At 70.4% G+C, this 16,789-nt stretch carries 16 protein-coding genes and 3 tRNA genes; 8 read left to right on the forward strand and 11 right to left on the reverse strand.

Annotated features, from left to right (window positions below; translation table 11 throughout):
* Positions 1–126: 126 nt before the first annotated feature.
* Positions 127–201 (forward strand) — tRNA-Asp (locus OHB56_RS20450).
* A gap of 350 nt (positions 202–551) precedes the next feature.
* Entirely contained in the window at positions 552–818 is a 267-nt protein-coding gene (locus OHB56_RS20455) for a DUF6274 family protein (RefSeq protein WP_406354882.1), read from the forward strand.
* A gap of 532 nt (positions 819–1,350) precedes the next feature.
* On the opposite strand, the gene bldC is transcribed toward OHB56_RS20455, so the two are convergent.
* On the reverse strand, positions 1,351–1,557 hold the full coding sequence (gene bldC, locus OHB56_RS20460; RefSeq protein WP_003949541.1) for a developmental transcriptional regulator BldC: 207 nt from the start codon (positions 1,555–1,557) through the stop codon (positions 1,351–1,353).
* A 553-nt stretch (positions 1,558–2,110) separates the two neighbouring features.
* Complete coding sequence (locus OHB56_RS20465; RefSeq protein ID WP_406354883.1) at positions 2,111–2,989, reverse strand: hypothetical protein; 879 nt, start codon at positions 2,987–2,989, stop codon at positions 2,111–2,113.
* Between the two features lie 284 nt (positions 2,990–3,273).
* Between OHB56_RS20465 and OHB56_RS20470 the strand changes: the two genes are divergently transcribed.
* Together OHB56_RS20470 and OHB56_RS20475 are read left to right on the forward strand one after the other, a co-directional pair.
* Positions 3,274–4,362, forward strand: coding sequence for a Glu/Leu/Phe/Val dehydrogenase dimerization domain-containing protein (locus OHB56_RS20470; protein WP_326753578.1), 1,089 nt, complete (start codon positions 3,274–3,276; stop codon positions 4,360–4,362).
* Positions 4,363–4,812: 450 nt separating this feature from the next.
* Positions 4,813–5,067, forward strand: a complete 255-nt coding sequence (locus OHB56_RS20475) for a DUF3073 domain-containing protein (RefSeq protein WP_326753579.1) — start codon at positions 4,813–4,815, stop codon at positions 5,065–5,067.
* A gap of 171 nt (positions 5,068–5,238) precedes the next feature.
* Here OHB56_RS20475 and purM read toward each other — a convergent pair whose 3' ends face one another.
* The 9 genes from purM to purS form a co-directional block, all read right to left on the reverse strand.
* Complete coding sequence (gene purM / locus OHB56_RS20480) at positions 5,239–6,321, reverse strand: phosphoribosylformylglycinamidine cyclo-ligase (RefSeq protein ID WP_326753580.1); 1,083 nt, start codon at positions 6,319–6,321, stop codon at positions 5,239–5,241.
* A gap of 34 nt (positions 6,322–6,355) precedes the next feature.
* Complete coding sequence (gene purF / locus OHB56_RS20485; RefSeq protein WP_326753581.1) at positions 6,356–7,882, reverse strand: amidophosphoribosyltransferase; 1,527 nt, start codon at positions 7,880–7,882, stop codon at positions 6,356–6,358.
* A 62-nt stretch (positions 7,883–7,944) separates the two neighbouring features.
* Entirely contained in the window at positions 7,945–8,736 is a 792-nt protein-coding gene (locus OHB56_RS20490; protein WP_406354885.1) for an META domain-containing protein, read from the reverse strand.
* A gap of 124 nt (positions 8,737–8,860) precedes the next feature.
* Positions 8,861–9,658, reverse strand: coding sequence for a sterol carrier family protein (locus OHB56_RS20495; RefSeq protein ID WP_406354887.1), 798 nt, complete (start codon positions 9,656–9,658; stop codon positions 8,861–8,863).
* A 9-nt stretch (positions 9,659–9,667) separates the two neighbouring features.
* Positions 9,668–10,507 (reverse strand): M23 family metallopeptidase, encoded by an 840-nt coding sequence (locus OHB56_RS20500; protein ID WP_406354889.1) that lies wholly within the window; start codon positions 10,505–10,507, stop codon positions 9,668–9,670.
* Positions 10,508–10,560: 53 nt separating this feature from the next.
* Positions 10,561–11,079 (reverse strand): winged helix-turn-helix domain-containing protein, encoded by a 519-nt coding sequence (locus OHB56_RS20505; protein WP_326753585.1) that lies wholly within the window; start codon positions 11,077–11,079, stop codon positions 10,561–10,563.
* Between the two features lie 139 nt (positions 11,080–11,218).
* Complete coding sequence (gene purL / locus OHB56_RS20510; protein ID WP_055595980.1) at positions 11,219–13,477, reverse strand: phosphoribosylformylglycinamidine synthase subunit PurL; 2,259 nt, start codon at positions 13,475–13,477, stop codon at positions 11,219–11,221.
* Entirely contained in the window at positions 13,474–14,178 is a 705-nt protein-coding gene (purQ, locus tag OHB56_RS20515; RefSeq protein WP_406354892.1) for a phosphoribosylformylglycinamidine synthase subunit PurQ, read from the reverse strand. Before purQ ends, purL begins: the two co-directional genes overlap by 4 nt.
* Entirely contained in the window at positions 14,175–14,438 is a 264-nt protein-coding gene (gene purS / locus OHB56_RS20520) for a phosphoribosylformylglycinamidine synthase subunit PurS (RefSeq protein ID WP_406354893.1), read from the reverse strand. The genes purQ and purS overlap by 4 nt, the downstream gene beginning before the upstream one ends.
* Positions 14,439–14,790: 352 nt before the next feature.
* Here purS and OHB56_RS20525 point away from each other — a divergent pair, with 352 nt between their 5' ends.
* The 4 genes from OHB56_RS20525 (at position 14,791) to OHB56_RS20540 (ending at position 16,741) form a co-directional block, all read left to right on the forward strand.
* Positions 14,791–15,108, forward strand: a complete 318-nt coding sequence (locus OHB56_RS20525) for an Lsr2 family protein (RefSeq protein WP_326753588.1) — start codon at positions 14,791–14,793, stop codon at positions 15,106–15,108.
* 227 nt (positions 15,109–15,335) lie between these two features.
* A tRNA-Gly gene (locus OHB56_RS20530) sits at positions 15,336–15,407 on the forward strand.
* An 80-nt stretch (positions 15,408–15,487) separates the two neighbouring features.
* Positions 15,488–15,560 (forward strand) — tRNA-Gly (locus tag OHB56_RS20535).
* A gap of 194 nt (positions 15,561–15,754) precedes the next feature.
* The gene (locus tag OHB56_RS20540) at positions 15,755–16,741 is read left to right on the forward strand and encodes an ABC transporter ATP-binding protein (RefSeq protein WP_326753589.1); all 987 of its coding nucleotides are present in this window, start codon (positions 15,755–15,757) and stop codon (positions 16,739–16,741) included.
* Positions 16,742–16,789: the final 48 nt, after the last annotated feature.

The raw sequence follows: 16,789 nt of genomic DNA on the forward strand, positions 1-16,789 counted from the left end.
ACGGCGGCCACACAGGGTGAGTTCGACCAGCGGGCCGCGGCTCCTGTACAGTCTCTTTTCGCAGCGCAAGACAGCAATCGCACTGCGAAACTCCCCCAGTGCCTCAAGGGTCTGGGAGGGGCTCCAGGTCCTGTGGAGCAGTTTGGAGTGCTCGCCACCCTGTCAAGGTGGAGGCCGCGGGTTCAAATCCCGTCAGGACCGCACGATCGAAGGGCCCCGCCGTCAGGCGGGGCCCTTCTCGCGTTCCCCGGACCCTCACCCGAGACCCTGTCGAGGCGAGGGCCGCGCCCACCCTCACGGCGGGATCCGCCCCCTCCGTCCCGCGCCCCCTCCCCGTACCTTCACCCTCCCCCGTCGCCGACACCCGCGTTCAACGCCCCTCACCGGCCGCCTGAGGGCCTTTCAGGTGATCCTGAGGGTCCGGGAGTCCCGCGCTCCGCTTCGCGCGCCTCTGCGACCTCCTGGCGGGGTCCGCATGTCTTGACGGGGCGGGATTCCCTGGGTACCTCAGAGAGCAGGGCCGCCCTCGGCGCGGCCACGGGAGGTGGCACATGCCGACACCGGCCAGGCACGAGACACGGGCACTGCTCCGCGCACATCTTTCGGCCGCCTCGCCGTTCGGGCATCTCACCCGCCACTGCCCGGTCTGCCACCGCCTGCTGCGGCTGGCCATGGACTCCACGCCCCACACCGTCGAGTACGTCGAGTACGTCGAGTACGTCGAGCCGTCATCACGCACCGCCGAGCCCTCGCGGCCGGCCGAGTCCACGGAGCGCCCTCCGGAGCGCGTCGAAGGCGAGGGCGCCCCCACCGCCTAGCCCAGCACCCCCGGCCGCCCAGTCCCCGTGCCCTGCCACCGAGTTGCTCCCCACCGGGCCCGGCGCCCGCCGCTCTAACGCATATGCCGGTGGCCCAACAAGACGACCGGCATGTGACGGGTGTCACCCTGTGAGTTTTGGAAAGTCCGGCGCTTACCCACCCCCTACAACAAGTCAATTTAATATGTGCAATTGCACTACCCCCGGAGGCCCGCACAAACCTCCGCACAGGTGACCTCGCAGACGCCCCCCGGAGCCGGACGGGCCCGCGCACGGACACCGCACGCGCCCGCCCCCGGAGGCCGCGCCGACACATCTCCGGCGGCGCACCCCACGGCACCGCACAAAAAAATCGCGCTGGACTCGGCGGAGTCCAGCGCGATCGACGACGCACCCGGTTCAGCTGCCGGGAAAGCTCTGATCGGCTTGGGCGAGGGGCCTGTTGGGGCAGTCCCCACGTCGTGTGGAGCTAGGGGTCCGAACGTCTCGGCGAGTTGGGGGAGCAGCCGATTCGTCCGGTTTATTCAGTTGTTCAGGCCTCGCTGCGCTGCTGCGGAATGCCCGCGAGCAGGGCGCGAACCTCGGCTTCGCGGTAACGGCGATGCCCGCCGAGCGTGCGGATCGACGTGAGCTTGCCGGCCTTCGCCCAACGCGTGACCGTCTTCGGGTCGACGCGGAACATGGTGGCGACCTCAGCCGGGGTCAGCAGCGGCTCGGCATCAGGGGTGCGAGCGGTCATGAGCGGCCTCCTCGGGAGAACCGAACCTTCTCGGTTCTTTCCTCTAAATTCTGCACCTTGACCCGCGTTGCCCGAAATGGCGGACGCGAGTCGAGTCGGTTATAGGACGAACGGCTTGTCCTCGGCACTACAACTACACCATCCGTCCAGCCGCGTCGGCCAAACCGATGGAATTGCCCTCCCAGGTGTTCATCAGCCGCGGAAGCCGATGGACCATGCCATAGCGGACAGTCACGCGGTTGTGACGATCAGTCACACCCGCGATCAGGAGGCGCTGGTCCCCCAAAGCACGCAATACCGAGATTCCGCCCATAGTCGAGCACAGCAGGACGGAGGAGTCCTCCCCGGACTCCTTGTCCTATTTTGGCACGAGGGGGGGCAAGCGGCGCAAGGGCCGCGTACGTGCGGTCCGTCACCCTTGACCCGCTTGGGACATACGCCCGGATCGGCTGGTACGTCCGTTGTCCGGTCCAGGGTGACGAAACCTCAGGGCGAAGACAAAACCCCAAGAAGGGCGTTTGGTCAAACGCCAGTTCGTTATCGCGGCCGGGCGTCAGTTGGCCGACCGCAGGTCCCGGACCGAGCGCCAGCGCTCCACCAGCCGCCCGTAGGCCTCTCCCGCGGTCACCCCGTCGCCGCGGCGCAGCGCCGCGATCCCCTCGGCCACGTCCGCCGCGGAGTGGTCGTCCTCCAGCACACCGGCCGGCAGGGCGTGCACCAGGCCTCCGTAGTCCAGTTCGACCAGTGACCGCGGATGGAACTCCTCCAGCCAGCGCCCCACGTCCACCAGGCCGTCGATCAGCGGCCCCTCGTCCATGGCGGTCTTCAGCGCCCGCAGCCCGCGCGCCACCCGCCGGCGCGCCTCGACCATGGGGGTGCGGTAGCGCAGCACGGGGGCCTCACCGGTGGAACTCGCGGAGCCGACGGAACCGGGGGAGCTCCGGCAGCCCTCGTCGTACTCGCGCTCCTCGTCCGAGACCAGCACGAACCAGTTGATCGGCACCTGCCAGGTCGCGGTGCGGATCCACGGCCGGGCCTCGGGATGGGCGGTCATCCAGCGCTCGTAGTCCTCGGCAGCCTGGCGCCGCACGAACGGGGGCAGGAGCACGTCCAGGACCGGCAGGGGGAACTCCTCGGCGAGTTCTCCCAGTGCCTGCCAGCCGCGCAGCCGGGTGCGCCAGGGGCAGACGCAGACCACGCCGTCGACCTCCAGCACGAACGCGTCCTCACTCTCCCGCACCGGGACCGGGACCGGCGGTGTCGGCACGACGCCGGCCAGGGCCAGACGGAGTTCGTCCTGGTAGGAGGGAAGGTCGGGGCGGCGGGCGTAACGGGCCCAGTGACTGCGCTCCGGCTCGGGGAAGGCGGTCAGCGGTTCGTACACGCGCAGGTAGGTCGCGTAGGGGACGATCACCGAGGAGACCTTGGGCACGCCTGCTCCCTCCCCCGCGCACCGGCGCGAAAACCTGCGGGTCCGCCCGCGGACGCCCGGGCGACGGACGGATGGCGCGGACATACGGGCCATCCGGACAAATCGTCGCACGGCGCTCCCGCACGGGAAGCCGCGCGAAGGTGATCCTGGACACGTTGCCGCCCTCACCGGCGGCAGGCCCTAACCTCGTGCTCACAGCCTCCGCCACCGCCCCCACAGCCACAAGCGCGGGGGAGTTTCGGGAACTGTGTCCACCCGCCGCTACTTACTCAGGAGTCACCACCGTGACCGACGTATCTGACGGCGTCCTGCACACCCTGTTCCGTTCGGAGCAGGGCGGTCACGAGCAAGTTGTGCTCTGCCAGGACCGTGCCAGTGGCCTCAAGGCCGTCATCGCCCTTCATTCCACCGCCCTGGGCCCCGCCCTCGGCGGCACGCGCTTCTACCCGTACGCGACCGAGGAGGAGGCCGTCGCCGACGCGCTGAACCTCGCGCGCGGAATGTCGTACAAGAACGCCATGGCCGGTCTCGATCACGGCGGCGGCAAGGCAGTGATCATCGGCGACCCGAGAACGGACAAGAGCGAGGAGCTGCTGCTCGCCTACGGCCGGTTCGTCGCCTCGCTGGGCGGCCGGTACGTCACCGCCTGCGACGTCGGCACCTATGTCGCCGACATGGACGTCGTGGCCCGCGAGTGCCGCTGGACCACCGGCCGCTCCCCCGAGAACGGCGGCGCCGGCGACTCGTCCGTCCTCACCGCGTTCGGCGTCTACCAGGGGATGCGGGCCTCGGCCCAGCACCTGTGGGGCGACCCCTCGCTGCGCGGTCGCAGGATCGGTGTGGCGGGCGTCGGCAAGGTCGGCCACCACCTGGTCGAGCACCTGCGCAAGGAGAGCGCGGAGGTCGTGATCACCGACGTGCGCGAGGACGCCGTACGGCGGGTCCTGGACCGGCACCCGCAGGGCGTCACGGCCGTCGCCGACACCGAGGCGCTGATCCGCACCGAGGGTCTGGACGTGTACGCCCCGTGCGCACTGGGCGGCGCGCTGAACGACGACAGCGTGCCGGTGCTGACCGCTGCGGTGGTCTGCGGCGCAGCCAACAACCAGCTCGCCCACCCGGGCGTCGAGAAGGACCTCGCCGACCGCGGGATCCTCTACGCGCCGGACTACGTGGTGAACGCCGGCGGGGTCATCCAGGTCGCCGACGAGCTGCACGGCTTCGACTTCGACCGGTGCAGGGCGAAGGCGGCGAAGATCTTCGACACCACGCTCGCCATATTCGCACGTGCGAAGTCGGACGGGATTCCGCCGGCCGCGGCGGCCGACCGGATCGCCGAACAGCGGATGGCGGAGGCGCGCGCGTCACGCTGAACCCCGTACGGGAGCCGTACGGAAGCGGTACGGGAGCCGTACGGGGCAAGGCCATGACACGTACAGAGCGCGTACGGGCGCCCACATGACGCGTCAGGGCGCGTACGGGGCACGTGCGGTACGGCGTGCGGGGGCGGGCCGGCGGGTCCGCCCCCCCACGCCGTTCGCACATATGGCCGGTACCCGTGGAGTGCCACTTCGAGAGAACTCTCACTTCTCCCGGCGGGTCGCCCCCCGACAAGTGCTTGAAATCGCACGTGACCAGGGAGAACAGGGTGCTCCGAGGGTCCCGGAAGGGGGCACGTCATGCGGGCGACGTACCGTATGGGCGTGGGCTCAGGTACCGTGGGAGCCCTACGGACCGGCCTCTCCACGGAGAGTCCGTGCCGGACCATGAACGCGTGTCAAGACTCTGGGGCCGTCGAGCCCCGTCGTTGAGGGGGTCGAGCCATGGGGCGCGGCCGGGCCAAGGCCAAGCAGACAAAGGTCGCCCGCCAGCTGAAGTACAACAGCGGCGGCACGGACCTCGCACGTCTGGCCGAGGAGCTGGGTGCATCGCCTTCGAACACGTCACCGAATGTCATCGGTGACCCTGTGGAGGACGATGAGCAGGACGACGACCTGTACGCACGGTACGCCGACCTCTATGAGGACGACGACGATGACGAGGACGACAAGTCCCCGCCACAACGTCGTGGCGCTTGACCTTGCACTGAATCATCAGCCCGGTCGGTGGCTCCGGTCACCGACCGGGTTCTGTGCTGCCCGCCCGCGCGGGCCGGCTGCGTACCGGGTGTGCTCGGCATGCCCGGTGCCTTCGCATGCTCTGCGTGCGAAGGCACCGGGACGCCCGGCGCACCCGGTCGCCCGGCTCGCTCAGCCCGCGTAGTCACCCACCAGTTCCGCTCCCGTGGTCCGGTCGCCACGGCCGGTGATCTCGCCGGCCACCCAGGCGTCCAGCCCTCGGTCGGCCAGGGTCGTCAGCGCCACGTCCGTGGACTCCTCCGGCACGATCGCGACCATGCCGACGCCCATGTTGAGGGTCCGCTCCAGCTCCAGGCGCTCGACCGAACCGGTCCGGCCGACGAGGTCGAAGACCGGGCCCGGGGCCCAGCTGGAGCGGTCCACGACCGCGTGCAGCCCGTCGGGGACGACGCGGGCCAGGTTGGCCGCGAGGCCGCCGCCGGTGACGTGGCTGAAGGCGTGCACCTCGGTGGTGCGGATCAGGGCCAGGCAGTCCAGCGAGTAGATCCGGGTGGGCTCCAGGAGTTCCTCGCCGAGCGTGCGGCCCAGGTCGTCGATGTGGCTCTCCAGGGCGAGTCCGGCCTGGTTCAGCAGAACGTGCCGGACCAGCGAATACCCGTTCGAGTGGAGTCCGGAGGCGGCCATGGCGATGACCGTGTCGCCCTCGCGGATACGGTCCGCGCCGAGCAGCCGGTCGGCCTCCACGACGCCCGTGCCGGCGCCGGCGACGTCGAAGTCGTTCTCGCCCAGCAGGCCCGGGTGCTCGGCCGTCTCTCCCCCGACCAGGGCGCAGCCGGCCAGCACACAGCCCTCGGCGATGCCCTTGACGATCGCGGCGACCCGCTCGGGGTGGACCTTGCCGACGCAGATGTAGTCGGTCATGAACAGCGGCTCCGCGCCGCACACCACGATGTCGTCCATCACCATGGCGACCAGGTCGTGGCCGATGGTGTCGTAGACGCCCATCCGGCGGGCGATGTCGACCTTGGTGCCGACACCGTCCGTGGCGGAGGCGAGCAGGGGACGCTCGTAGTTCTTGAGCGCGGAGACGTCGAAGAGGCCGGCGAAGCCCCCGAGGCCGCCGAGGACCTCGGGACGCCGGGTCTTCCTGACCCATTCCTTCATCAGCTCGACCGCTCGGTCGCCCGCGTCGATGTCGACGCCCGCGGTCTTGTAGGACGCCGCCGCGGGGCCGGCGCCAGTGTTCTCGGACATGACGGTGAAAGCCTTCGTCTCGTTGCGGCAGGGCTTACGGGCGGCGGATCGCGTCGACCGCGGCCGGCTCGGCCGTACCGGCGGCCAGCTCGGTCTCCAGCAGTCGCTTGCCGAGGAGCTCCGGGTCGGGCAGATCCATCGGGTACTCGCCGTCGAAGCAGGCGCGGCACAGGTTCGGCTTGGCGATGGTCGTCGCCTCGATCATGCCGTCGAGGGAGATGTACGCCAGGGAGTCGGCGCCCAGCGTGGTGCCGATCTCCTCGACGGACATGCCGTTGGCGATGAGCTCGGCACGGGTCGCGAAGTCGATGCCGAAGAAGCAGGGCCACTTCACGGGCGGCGAGGAGATCCGGATGTGCACCTCGGCGGCGCCCGCCTCACGGAGCATGCGGACCAGGGCGCGCTGGGTGTTGCCGCGCACGATCGAGTCGTCGACGACGACCAGGCGCTTGCCCTTGATGACTTCCTTGAGCGGGTTCAGCTTCAGGCGGATGCCGAGCTGCCGGATGGTCTGCGACGGCTGGATGAACGTCCGTCCGACGTACGCGTTCTTGACCAGACCGGCGCCGAAGGGGATGCCGGACGCCTCCGCGTAGCCGATGGCGGCCGGGGTGCCGGACTCCGGCGTCGCTATCACCAGGTCGGCCTCGGCGGGCGCCTCCTTGGCGAGGCGGCGGCCCATCTCGACGCGCGAGAGGTAGACGTTACGGCCGGCGATGTCGGTGTCCGGACGGGCCAGGTACACGTACTCGAAGACACAACCCTTGGGCTTCGCTTCCGCGAATCGGGAGGAGCGCAGGCCGTTCTCGTCGATGGCGACGAACTCGCCCGGCTCGATCTCGCGCACATAGCTGGCGCCGCAGATGTCGAGGGCGGCGGACTCGGAGGCCACCACCCAGCCGCGCTCCAGCCGGCCGAGGACCAGCGGGCGGATGCCCTGCGCGTCGCGGGCCGCGTACAGCGTGTCCTCGTCCATGAAGACGAGGCTGAAGGCGCCCTTGACCTTCGGGAGGACCACGTGAGCGGCCTGCTCCACGGTTACCGGTTCGCCGTCGGCGGCGCGCTGGCCGGCCAGCAGGGCGGTGATCAGGTCGGTGTCGTTGGTGGCCGCCGCCTTCGGGACGCGGCCGTTCTCCTTGGGGAGTTCGGCGACCAGCTCGGCGAGCTCCGCCGTGTTGACCAGGTTGCCGTTGTGGCCGAGCGCGATCGATCCCTGCGCAGTGGCGCGGAAGGTGGGCTGGGCGTTCTCCCACACGGAGGCGCCGGTGGTCGAGTAGCGGGCGTGACCGACCGCGATATGACCCTGGAGCGAACCGAGCGAAGTCTCGTCGAAGACCTGGGACACCAGGCCCATGTCCTTGAAGACGAGGATCTGGGAGCCGTTGCTGACCGCGATACCCGCGGATTCCTGGCCCCGATGCTGGAGGGCGTAGAGCCCGAAGTACGTGAGCTTGGCGACCTCTTCGCCCGGAGCCCAGACACCGAAGACGCCACAAGCGTCCTGGGGGCCCTTCTCTCCGGGGAGCAGGTCGTGGTTGAGTCGTCCGTCACCACGTGGCACGCCACCGAGTGTAGGCGAGGTCGCGTGCTGGTCCGAATTGGGTACACCACCTCAGCCCCGGCTCACGTGGGGGCGAAGAATTCGACGGACGGACCGTTCTCCCTGGTCAGCGTCATCGTCCGGTGGTCGACCCGATAGCTGAGCGTGGTGTCGAAGAACTTCAGCAGCCGCTTCTCGGTCTCCATGAGTGAGTCTTCGCACACCATTCGGGTCGTGGTGGGCGTGCCGACGGTGATATGGCCGTCGCGGACGGTGGCGTCGGCGTTCACCTTGTTGCAGCCGAGGCTTCCGGAGACGGTGCCCTCCTCCTCGTCGAAGGTGAGGTGGGAGCCGCTCTCGGAGTCGGGGTTGGTGTTCTTCCACTTCGTGCCGTACAGGGGGGTGTCCCCGGTGCTCTCGCTGAGCCGGACGGTGGTGCCGTCGTCGGCGGTGAGGGTCACCCGGTCGTCGCTCACCCGGACCTTCAGAGCGCCGTCCGGGAGGGAGAGGGCGCGGGCGAGGGTGCGCTCGAAGGTTTTGCGCGGCTCGTCGTCGCAGGCCACCAGGGTGGTGGAGACGGAGAACCGGACGCGGTCTCCGTCGAATTCGGTCTCGCCGCGGAAGTGGTTGCAGGCGTACCGGCCGTCGGTCCGGCCGTCGTCCCCGACGGTGATGTGGGAGTCGACGGGGGCGGGGAGGGTGGTGCCGTTCGCGGTGATGCTGTCGACGTTCCAGCGGGAGCCGACGAGGGTCCGCTCCGCCGTGCCCGTCGTCGCACCGACCGCGCTCGCCCGCCCGGCGCCCGCTCCCGCGTCCGCCTGCTCACCCCCACAGGCCGCCACGAAGGGGACGGAGAGGGCTGCGGTGGCCGCCACGAGAACAGTGCGCCGTCCGCGCCGGTTGTTCCTTTGTGTGTACATGTCGCTTTGACGGAGACAGGGGACTTCCGGTTCCCCTCACGTCGACCGCCGTCGCCTCACGTCCACCGCCGTCGTCGCCTCACGTCGTCAGCGGCAGGTACGGCCCGAGGTCCGCCCGCCCCCCGCTCGCGCCGACCGTGCCGCCGGCCACCGCGTCCTGCCACGTCGTGCGCCCGGTGGCCAGGCGGAGCCAGGTCAGCGGGTCGGTCTCGACGACGTTGGGCGGGGTGCCCCGGGTGTGCCTCGGCCCCTGCACGCACTGGACGACCGCATACGGCGGGATCCGCACCTCCGTCGAGCCGCCGGGAGCCTTCGCGGCGAGCGTGTCGGCCAGCAGCCGGGTGCAGGCGGCGAGGGCCTGACGGTCGTGGGGGACGTCCAGGCCGGGCACCGCGGCGTTCAGGTCGTCGGTGTGGACGACGAGCTCGACGGCGCGGGTGACCAGGTGGTCGGTGAGGGTCATGGCGCCGGCGCGCGTCGCGAGGACGCGGGTGTGCGGGGCGGCGGCGAGGTGCCGGGCCAGGTCCTCCCCGGTGCGGGTGAGCAGGGCGTCGAGGTCGGGGGTCGCCCCGGCGAGGTCCCGGGAGCCCTCGGCGATGGCGCCGGCGTGGGCGGCGGTCGCGGAGAGGTAGTCCGGCAGCGTGAGGTCGGGCTTCGCCGGTTCGTCCCGCTCCAGGGCCCGGCCGACGCTCGCGACGGTCAGGGCCAGGTGTGCGATCAGGTCCCGCACGGTCCAGTCGCCGAGGCGGGTGGGCAGCGCGAGCTGCTCGGGAGTGAGGGTCCGGACGGCCGCGCGGACGTTCTCGAACTGGGCCAGTACGGCGGCCCGGGTCCTGGCGGGGTCGTAGGAGCGGGTGCGCTTCTTGGCCGGGGGCATGGCGGCAGCCTATGCGGGGGCGATCGGCGCCGATTCGGGGACGTCGAACACCTCGCCGCCCCGGGGGACGCCGACGCCGCTCCAGGTGAACGGGACGCCCCGGGCGGTGTCCGGGTCGGGGCCGTCCATCAGCTGGAAGTGCAGGTGCGGCTCCGAGGAGTTGCCCGAGTTGCCGCAGCGGGCGAGCACCTGTCCGGCCCGCACCCTGTCGCCCTCGTGGACGGTGAACGAGCCGCGCCGCACGTGCGCGTAGGCGGCATACGTTCCGCCGCCGAGGTCCAGCACCAGGTGGTTGCCGGTGATCCGGTGGACCCCGCCCATCTCGCGCACCGAGCCCTCGACGAGCATCAGGTACAGCAGTCCGGGCAGCGAGGTGCGGCTGAGGTGGTCGCGCTGCCCGTCCGAGACCCGGACGACCGTGGCGTCGGCGACCGCCCGCAGCGGGACGCCGAACGCGGGGAAGGCGTCGGGGCGGCGGGCGAGCGGCCACAGCGGGGAGAACGCGGGACGGGCGCCCGGCTCGGGCTCGGCGACGATGTCGATGGCGTACGTCTGGCCGTAGGCGTGGGTGCCGTGGCTCGGGGTGCGGTCGGCCGGGCTGTTCAGCGCGGACCAGCGGCCGGTCACGGGCGGGTCGACCTCGACCGGTTCACGCGCGAAGCGCGGGTGGTCCGGGGCGCCGCCGCCCCATCGGTTGACCACGGTGATCAGGACGTAGGCCAGAAGCAGCGGCAGGAAGTTCCACCACCGCGAGTAGCCCCAGCCGAGGCAGATGTGGGCGGTCACCAGGGCGATGAAGCCCAGCTGTAAACCGCGGAAGGTCCTCATGGCGAGTTTGCGTGCGGACATGGTTTCCCCTGGTCGTCATGGGCCCGGTGAGCGGGCCCGGTGAGCGGGCGTGGTCAGGGCCGCGCCGCGGACAGCAGCACCAGCAGTGGTACGACCCGGCCCGCCGGCACCTCGTGGCGGCCCCGGCCGGTGGTGTGCAGCCAGCCGGCTCCGGTGAGCTGGCGCAGATGGTGGTAGATCTGGCCGGTCGTGCCGACTCCGTCCAGCTCGGCGAGTTCGGCGGCGGTGCGCCGGCCGCCGAGGATCTCGCGGAGCAGCCGCAGCCGGACCGGATGGCCGAGGGCGGCGAGCGGCTCGGCGGCGGCCGGCCAGTCGTCCTCCAGCAGTCCTCCGGTGAGGGCGCCGTGCTGCCACTCGTACTGCTCGCCGGTCGGCAGCCGGACCGCGCCGGTGAACAGCACGCCCCCGTCGGCCGCCCTCAGCTCGGCGAGCTGGTTCTTCAGCCCTTCCAGCGCCCAGAAGTCGCCCTCCCCCAGGCGGGGGGCGCCGCGGCGCGCCGTCTCCGCCGCCCCGGCCGTCTCCAGTGCGGCGAGCCGGCGTTCGAGGTCGGCGACACGTTCTTCGAGTTCCACGATTTCGAGATTACGTAACTACGTAATCATCTGCAACCCCTTCCGCTGCGGGCCCGCTCAACGCCGAAGCCCCCGCCCTGACCCGGGCGGGGGCTTCGTGCAGAAAGGTCGTGCGGGAGGGCGGGAAGGGCGGAGCCGGTCAGGCCAGCAGCGCCGGGATCGTCGCCTCGTGGGTCTCGCGCAGTTCCTCGAGGGTGAGCGCGAACTCGCCCTGGAGCTCCACCGTGTCCCCGTCGACGACGCCGATGCGCGTCGCCGGGAGGCCGCGGACACCGCACATGTCGGTGAAGCGGAGCTCCTCCGAACGCGGTACGGCGACTACCGCACGGCCGGCCGACTCGGAGAACAGGAACGTGAACGCGTCCAGCCCGTCCGGTACGACGAGACGCGCGCCCTTGCCGCCCAGCAGCGCCGACTCAACCACGGCCTGGACCAGACCGCCGTCGGACAGGTCGTGCGCGGAGTCGATCATGCCGTCGCGGGAGGCGGAGATCAGGATCTCGCCGAGCAGCCGCTCGCGCTCCAGGTCGACCGCGGGCGGCAGGCCGCCGAGGTGGTCGTGGACGACCTGGGACCAGGCCGAGCCGCCGAACTCCTCACGCGTGTCGCCGAGGAGGTAGATCAGCTGGCCCTCCTCCCGGAAGGCGACCGGCGTGCGCCGGGCCACGTCGTCGATGACGCCGAGGACCGCGACCACCGGGGTCGGGTGGATGGCGGCCTCGCCGGTCTGGTTGTAGAGCGAGACGTTGCCGCCGGTCACCGGCGTGCCGAGCTGCAGGCAGCCGTCGGCCAGACCGCGCACGGCCTCGGCGAACTGCCACATGACGGCCGGGTCCTCGGGCGAGCCGAAGTTCAGGCAGTCGGAGACCGCGAGGGGCGTGGCGCCGGTCGTCGCCACGTTCCGGTAGGCCTCGGCGAGTGCGAGCTGCGCACCCGTGTACGGGTCGAGCTTGGCGTACCGGCCGTTGCCGTCGGTCGCGATGGCGACGCCGAGGCCGGTCTCCTCGTCGACGCGGATCATCCCGGAGTCCTCGGGCTGGGCGAGCACGGTGTTGCCCTGCACGAAGTGGTCGTACTGCTGGGTGATCCACTGCTTCGAGGCCTGGTTGGGCGAGCCCACCAGCTTCAGGACCTGGTCCTTCAGTTCCTCGGAGGTCGCCGGGCGGGGCAGCTTGCCGGCGTCGTCGGCCTGGAGCGCGTCCTGCCAGTCGGGGCGGGCGTAGGGACGCTCGTAGACCGGGCCGTCGTGGGCGACGGTGCGCGGGTCGACGTCGACGATCTTGCCGCCGTGCCAGTAGATCTCCAGGCGGTCGCCGTCGGTGACCTCACCGATGACGGTGGCGATGACGTCCCACTTCTCGCAGATCTCGAGGAAGCGGTCGACCTTCTCCGGCTCCACCACCGCGCACATGCGCTCCTGCGACTCGCTCATGAGGATTTCCTCGGGCGAGAGCGTGGAGTCGCGCAGCGGTACGTCGTCGAGGGTGACGCGCATGCCGCCGGAGCCGTTGGAGGCCAGCTCGGAGGTGGCGCAGGACAGGCCGGCCGCGCCGAGGTCCTGGATGCCGACGACCAGCTTCTCCCGGAACGCCTCCAGGGTGCACTCGATGAGGAGCTTCTCCTGGAAGGGGTCGCCGACCTGGACGGCGGGGCGCTTGGAGGGCTTGGCGTCGTCGAAGGTCTCGGAGGCCAGGATGGACGCGCCGCCGATGCCGTCGCCGCCGGTCCGGGCGCCGTACAGGATGACCTTGTTGCCCGGGCCGGAGGCCTTGGCGAGGTGGATGTCCTCGTGCCGCATGACGCCGATGGCGCCGGCGTTGACCAGCGGGTTGCCCTGGTAGCAGGCGTCGAAGACGACCTCGCCGCCGATGTTCGGCAGGCCCAGGCAGTTGCCGTAGCCGCCGATGCCGGCGACGACGCCGGGCAGCACGCGCTTGGTGTCCGGGTGGTCGGCGGCGCCGAAGCGCAGCGGGTCCACGACGGCGACCGGACGGGCGCCCATCGCGATGATGTCGCGGACGATGCCGCCGACGCCGGTCGCGGCGCCCTGGTAGGGCTCGACGTAGGACGGGTGGTTGTGCGACTCGACCTTGAAGGTCACCGCGTAGCCCTGGCCGACGTCGACCACACCGGCGTTCTCGCCGATGCCGACGAGCATCGCGTCGGACTCGGGGGCCTTCTCGCCGAACTGGCGGAGGTGGACCTTGGAGGACTTGTACGAGCAGTGCTCGGACCACATCACCGAGTACATGGCGAGCTCGGCGCCGGTCGGGCGGCGGCCGAGGATCTCCACCACGCGCTCGTACTCGTCCTTCTTCAGACCGAGTTCGGCCCACGGCAGCTCGACGTCGGGGGTCTCGGCCGCGTGCTCGACCGTGTCCAGAGGCGTCCTGCTCATGCGCTTACCAGCTTCTTGAGGATCGAGGTGAAGAACGGGAGGCCGTCGGTGCGGCCGGTGCCGATCAGCGGCTCGACGGCGTGCTCGGGGTGCGGCATCAGGCCGACGACGTTGCCCGCCGCGTTGGTGATGCCGGCGATGTCGTTGAGCGAGCCGTTGGGGTTGCCGTAGCCGTCGGCGGCCTCGCCGTCGGTGACGTAGCGGAAGGCGACCCGGCCCTCGGCCTCGAGTTCGTCCAGCGTGCGCGCGTCGGCGACGTAGCGGCCGTCCATGTTCTTCAGCGGGATGCTGATCTCCTGCCCGGCGGTGTAGTCGCCGGTCCAGGCGGTGTCCGCGTTCTCCACCCGCAGCTTCTGGTCGCGGCAGATGAAGTGCAGGTGGTCGTTGCCGAGCATGCCGCCGGGGAGCAGGTGCGCCTCGGTGAGGATCTGGAAGCCGTTGCAGATGCCGAGGACCGGCAGTCCCGCCTTCGCCTGCTCGATGACGGTGTCCATCACCGGCGAGAAACGGGCGATGGCCCCGGCGCGCAGATAGTCGCCGTAGGAGAATCCGCCGCAGAGCACCACGGCGTCGACCTGCTGGAGGTCCTTGTCCTTGTGCCACAGGGCGACCGGCTCGGCACCCGCGAGCCGGATAGCGCGCCGGCTGTCACGGTCGTCGAGGCTGCCGGGGAAAGTGACGACGCCAATACGAGCGGTCACTTCACGGCCTCCGTGACTTCCTCGACCCTGACGGTGAAGTCCTCGATCACGGTGTTGGCGAGGAAGGATTCCGCAAGATCGTGGATGCGGGCGAGCGCGGCCTCGTCGACCGGCCCGTCAACTTCCAGTTCGAATCGCTTTCCCTGGCGGACGTCCGAGATCCCTTCGAATCCCAACCGCGGCAGTGCGCGCTGCACCGCCTGGCCCTGGGGGTCGAGGATCTCCGGCTTGAGCATGACGTCGACTACGACGCGTGCCACTGGCACTCCCGGTGTGTGGTGCTGAGCAGGTTCCTTCAGACTACCCGCACAAAATTTCTACGCGAGTAGAGTTGGAGGAATCTACGTGACCGCGATCACGATTCGGCATCCCGGGGAGGCCTCCGGGAAAAGATCCGGGAAAGATCCACGTTCTGTCACGTATCGCTATTGCGCACAGGACGCGCGGACAGATTTAGTCGAGCTTCACAATGCAATGCCGGGCACTGTACAAATGAATTGTCATTAGCAGATACTTTGCCCGATTACAGGCAGACAGCCGACATCTCGGAGACGCTCCGGCACGTCATCACGGACGTCAACACAGAGGTGTCGCACGAAGGGACCGATATTCGTGGCGCAGAAGGTCGTGGTCACTCTCTTCGACGACATCGACGGCTCGGAAGCGGCGGAGACGATCGCCTTCGGACTCGACGGCAAGTCGTACGAGATCGACCTGAACGAGATCAACGCCGACGGGCTGCGGAAGGCGCTCGCGCCCTACATGGAGGCCGGCCGCAAGCGTTCCCGCTCGGGACGGACGTACAAGCAGACGGAGGTCGCCCCCGACCCGGCGGCCGTGCGCGCCTGGGCCCAGTCGAACCAGATGGACGTCCCCGCGCGGGGACGGATTCCCAAGCGGGTCTACGAGGCGTTCGCCGCGGCGCGCTGAAGGGACCCGCGGGCCGGGCGTCGTGGGACCGGCCGGGCGCGGGACCGGCCGGGCGGTCGTGGCGCGGCCCGCGCGGCGGGCCGGAGACGTCGACGGCCGCGTCCGCGGCCCGGCTCCCCGGCCACCGGCCCCTCGGAACAGCCGACTTGCGCAGCACCCCCATTGATCAGCTAGAGTCTGGAGCACGCCGAGGGGCAAGGCCGAAAGGCCCGGCTCACGGAGTACATGCGGGTGTAGTTCAGTAGTAGAACATCCCCCTTCCAGGGGGAAGGCGCAGTGTGCAATTCCTGTCACCCGCTCTGCGTAGCCGTACCGATCGACCGAGTCGATCAGGTAGGCTGGTGCTCGCACCGATCGGTGAAAGCCGGTCGGGAGCAATGCGGACGTAGCTCAGTTGGTAGAGCGCAACCTTGCCAAGGTTGAGGTCGCGAGTTCGAACCTCGTCGTCCGCTCGGGAATCAGACCCCGGTCCATCGGACCGGGGTCTTTTCGTGTGCTCGCACCTCTCCCGTGCACTCCGGCCTCACGCGCCGCTCCGGTCCCCTGTGCTCCGCGCACCGGATGCTCCCGGGCTTCTGACATTTGTCATGGGCGCTGATGACAGGGCGCACTGCTGCCCGGCCGGTACGACCGGGATGATCGAAGCATGCGAACGAACGAACACGAGCAGGTGATCGAGGTCACCGACCTGCGCCGTGTGTACACAGGCGGGTTCGAGGCCGTACGCGGGGTCAGCTTCTCCGCACGGCGCGGGGAGGTCTTCGCACTGCTGGGCACCAACGGCGCGGGCAAGACCTCCACCGTCGAACTGCTGGAGGGCCTCGCCGCCCCGACCGGCGGGCAGATCAGGATCTTCGGGCACGACCCGTACACCGACCGCGCCGCGGTACGGCCCCGCACCGGCGTGATGCTGCAGGAGGGCGGCTTCCCCTCCGACCTGACCGTCATGGAGACCACCCGGATGTGGGCCGGCTCCGTCAGCGGCGCCCGTCCGCCGCAGGAGGTGCTGCCGCTGGTCGGCCTGGCCGACAAGGGCGACGTACGGGTCAAGCAGCTGTCCGGGGGCGAGCGGCGCCGCCTCGACCTGGCCCTCGCGCTGCTCGGCGACCCCGAGGTGCTGTTCCTCGACGAGCCGACGACCGGCCTGGACGCCGAAGGGCGGCGCGACACCTGGCGGTTGGTGCGGGCCCTGCGCGACAACGGTACGACCGTGCTGCTGACCACCCACTACCTGGAAGAGGCCGAGGCGCTGGCCGACCGCCTCGCGATCATGCACAAGGGGCGCATCGCCACCACCGGCACGCCCGCCGAGGTGACCGCCGCGCAACCCTCCCGGATCACCTTCGAACTGCCCGAGGGCTACTTCCCCGGCGACCTGCCGCCGCTCGACGAACTGGGCGTGAGCGGGCACGAGCTGGACGGACGGACCGTCAAGCTGCACACCCGCGAGCTGCAGCGGGCGGCCACCCGCCTGCTGGTGTGGGCCGAGCAGGCCGGCATGGAGCTGAAGGGGCTGGACGTGCGCTCGGCCTCGCTGGAGGAGGCGTTCCTCGGCATAGCCCGCGAGGCCTCCGCGCACGAGACTCTCGAGCAGGGCGAGAGCACCACCACCGGACAGGAGTACGCGGCATGAGCGGGACGGTCAGCACGACCGAGGGTCCGGCCGGAGGAACGGCCGAGG

The sequence above is a fragment of the Streptomyces sp. NBC_01635 genome (genome assembly GCF_045209715.1).
GTDB classification, from domain to species: Bacteria; Actinomycetota; Actinomycetes; order Streptomycetales; family Streptomycetaceae; genus Streptomyces; species Streptomyces hirsutus.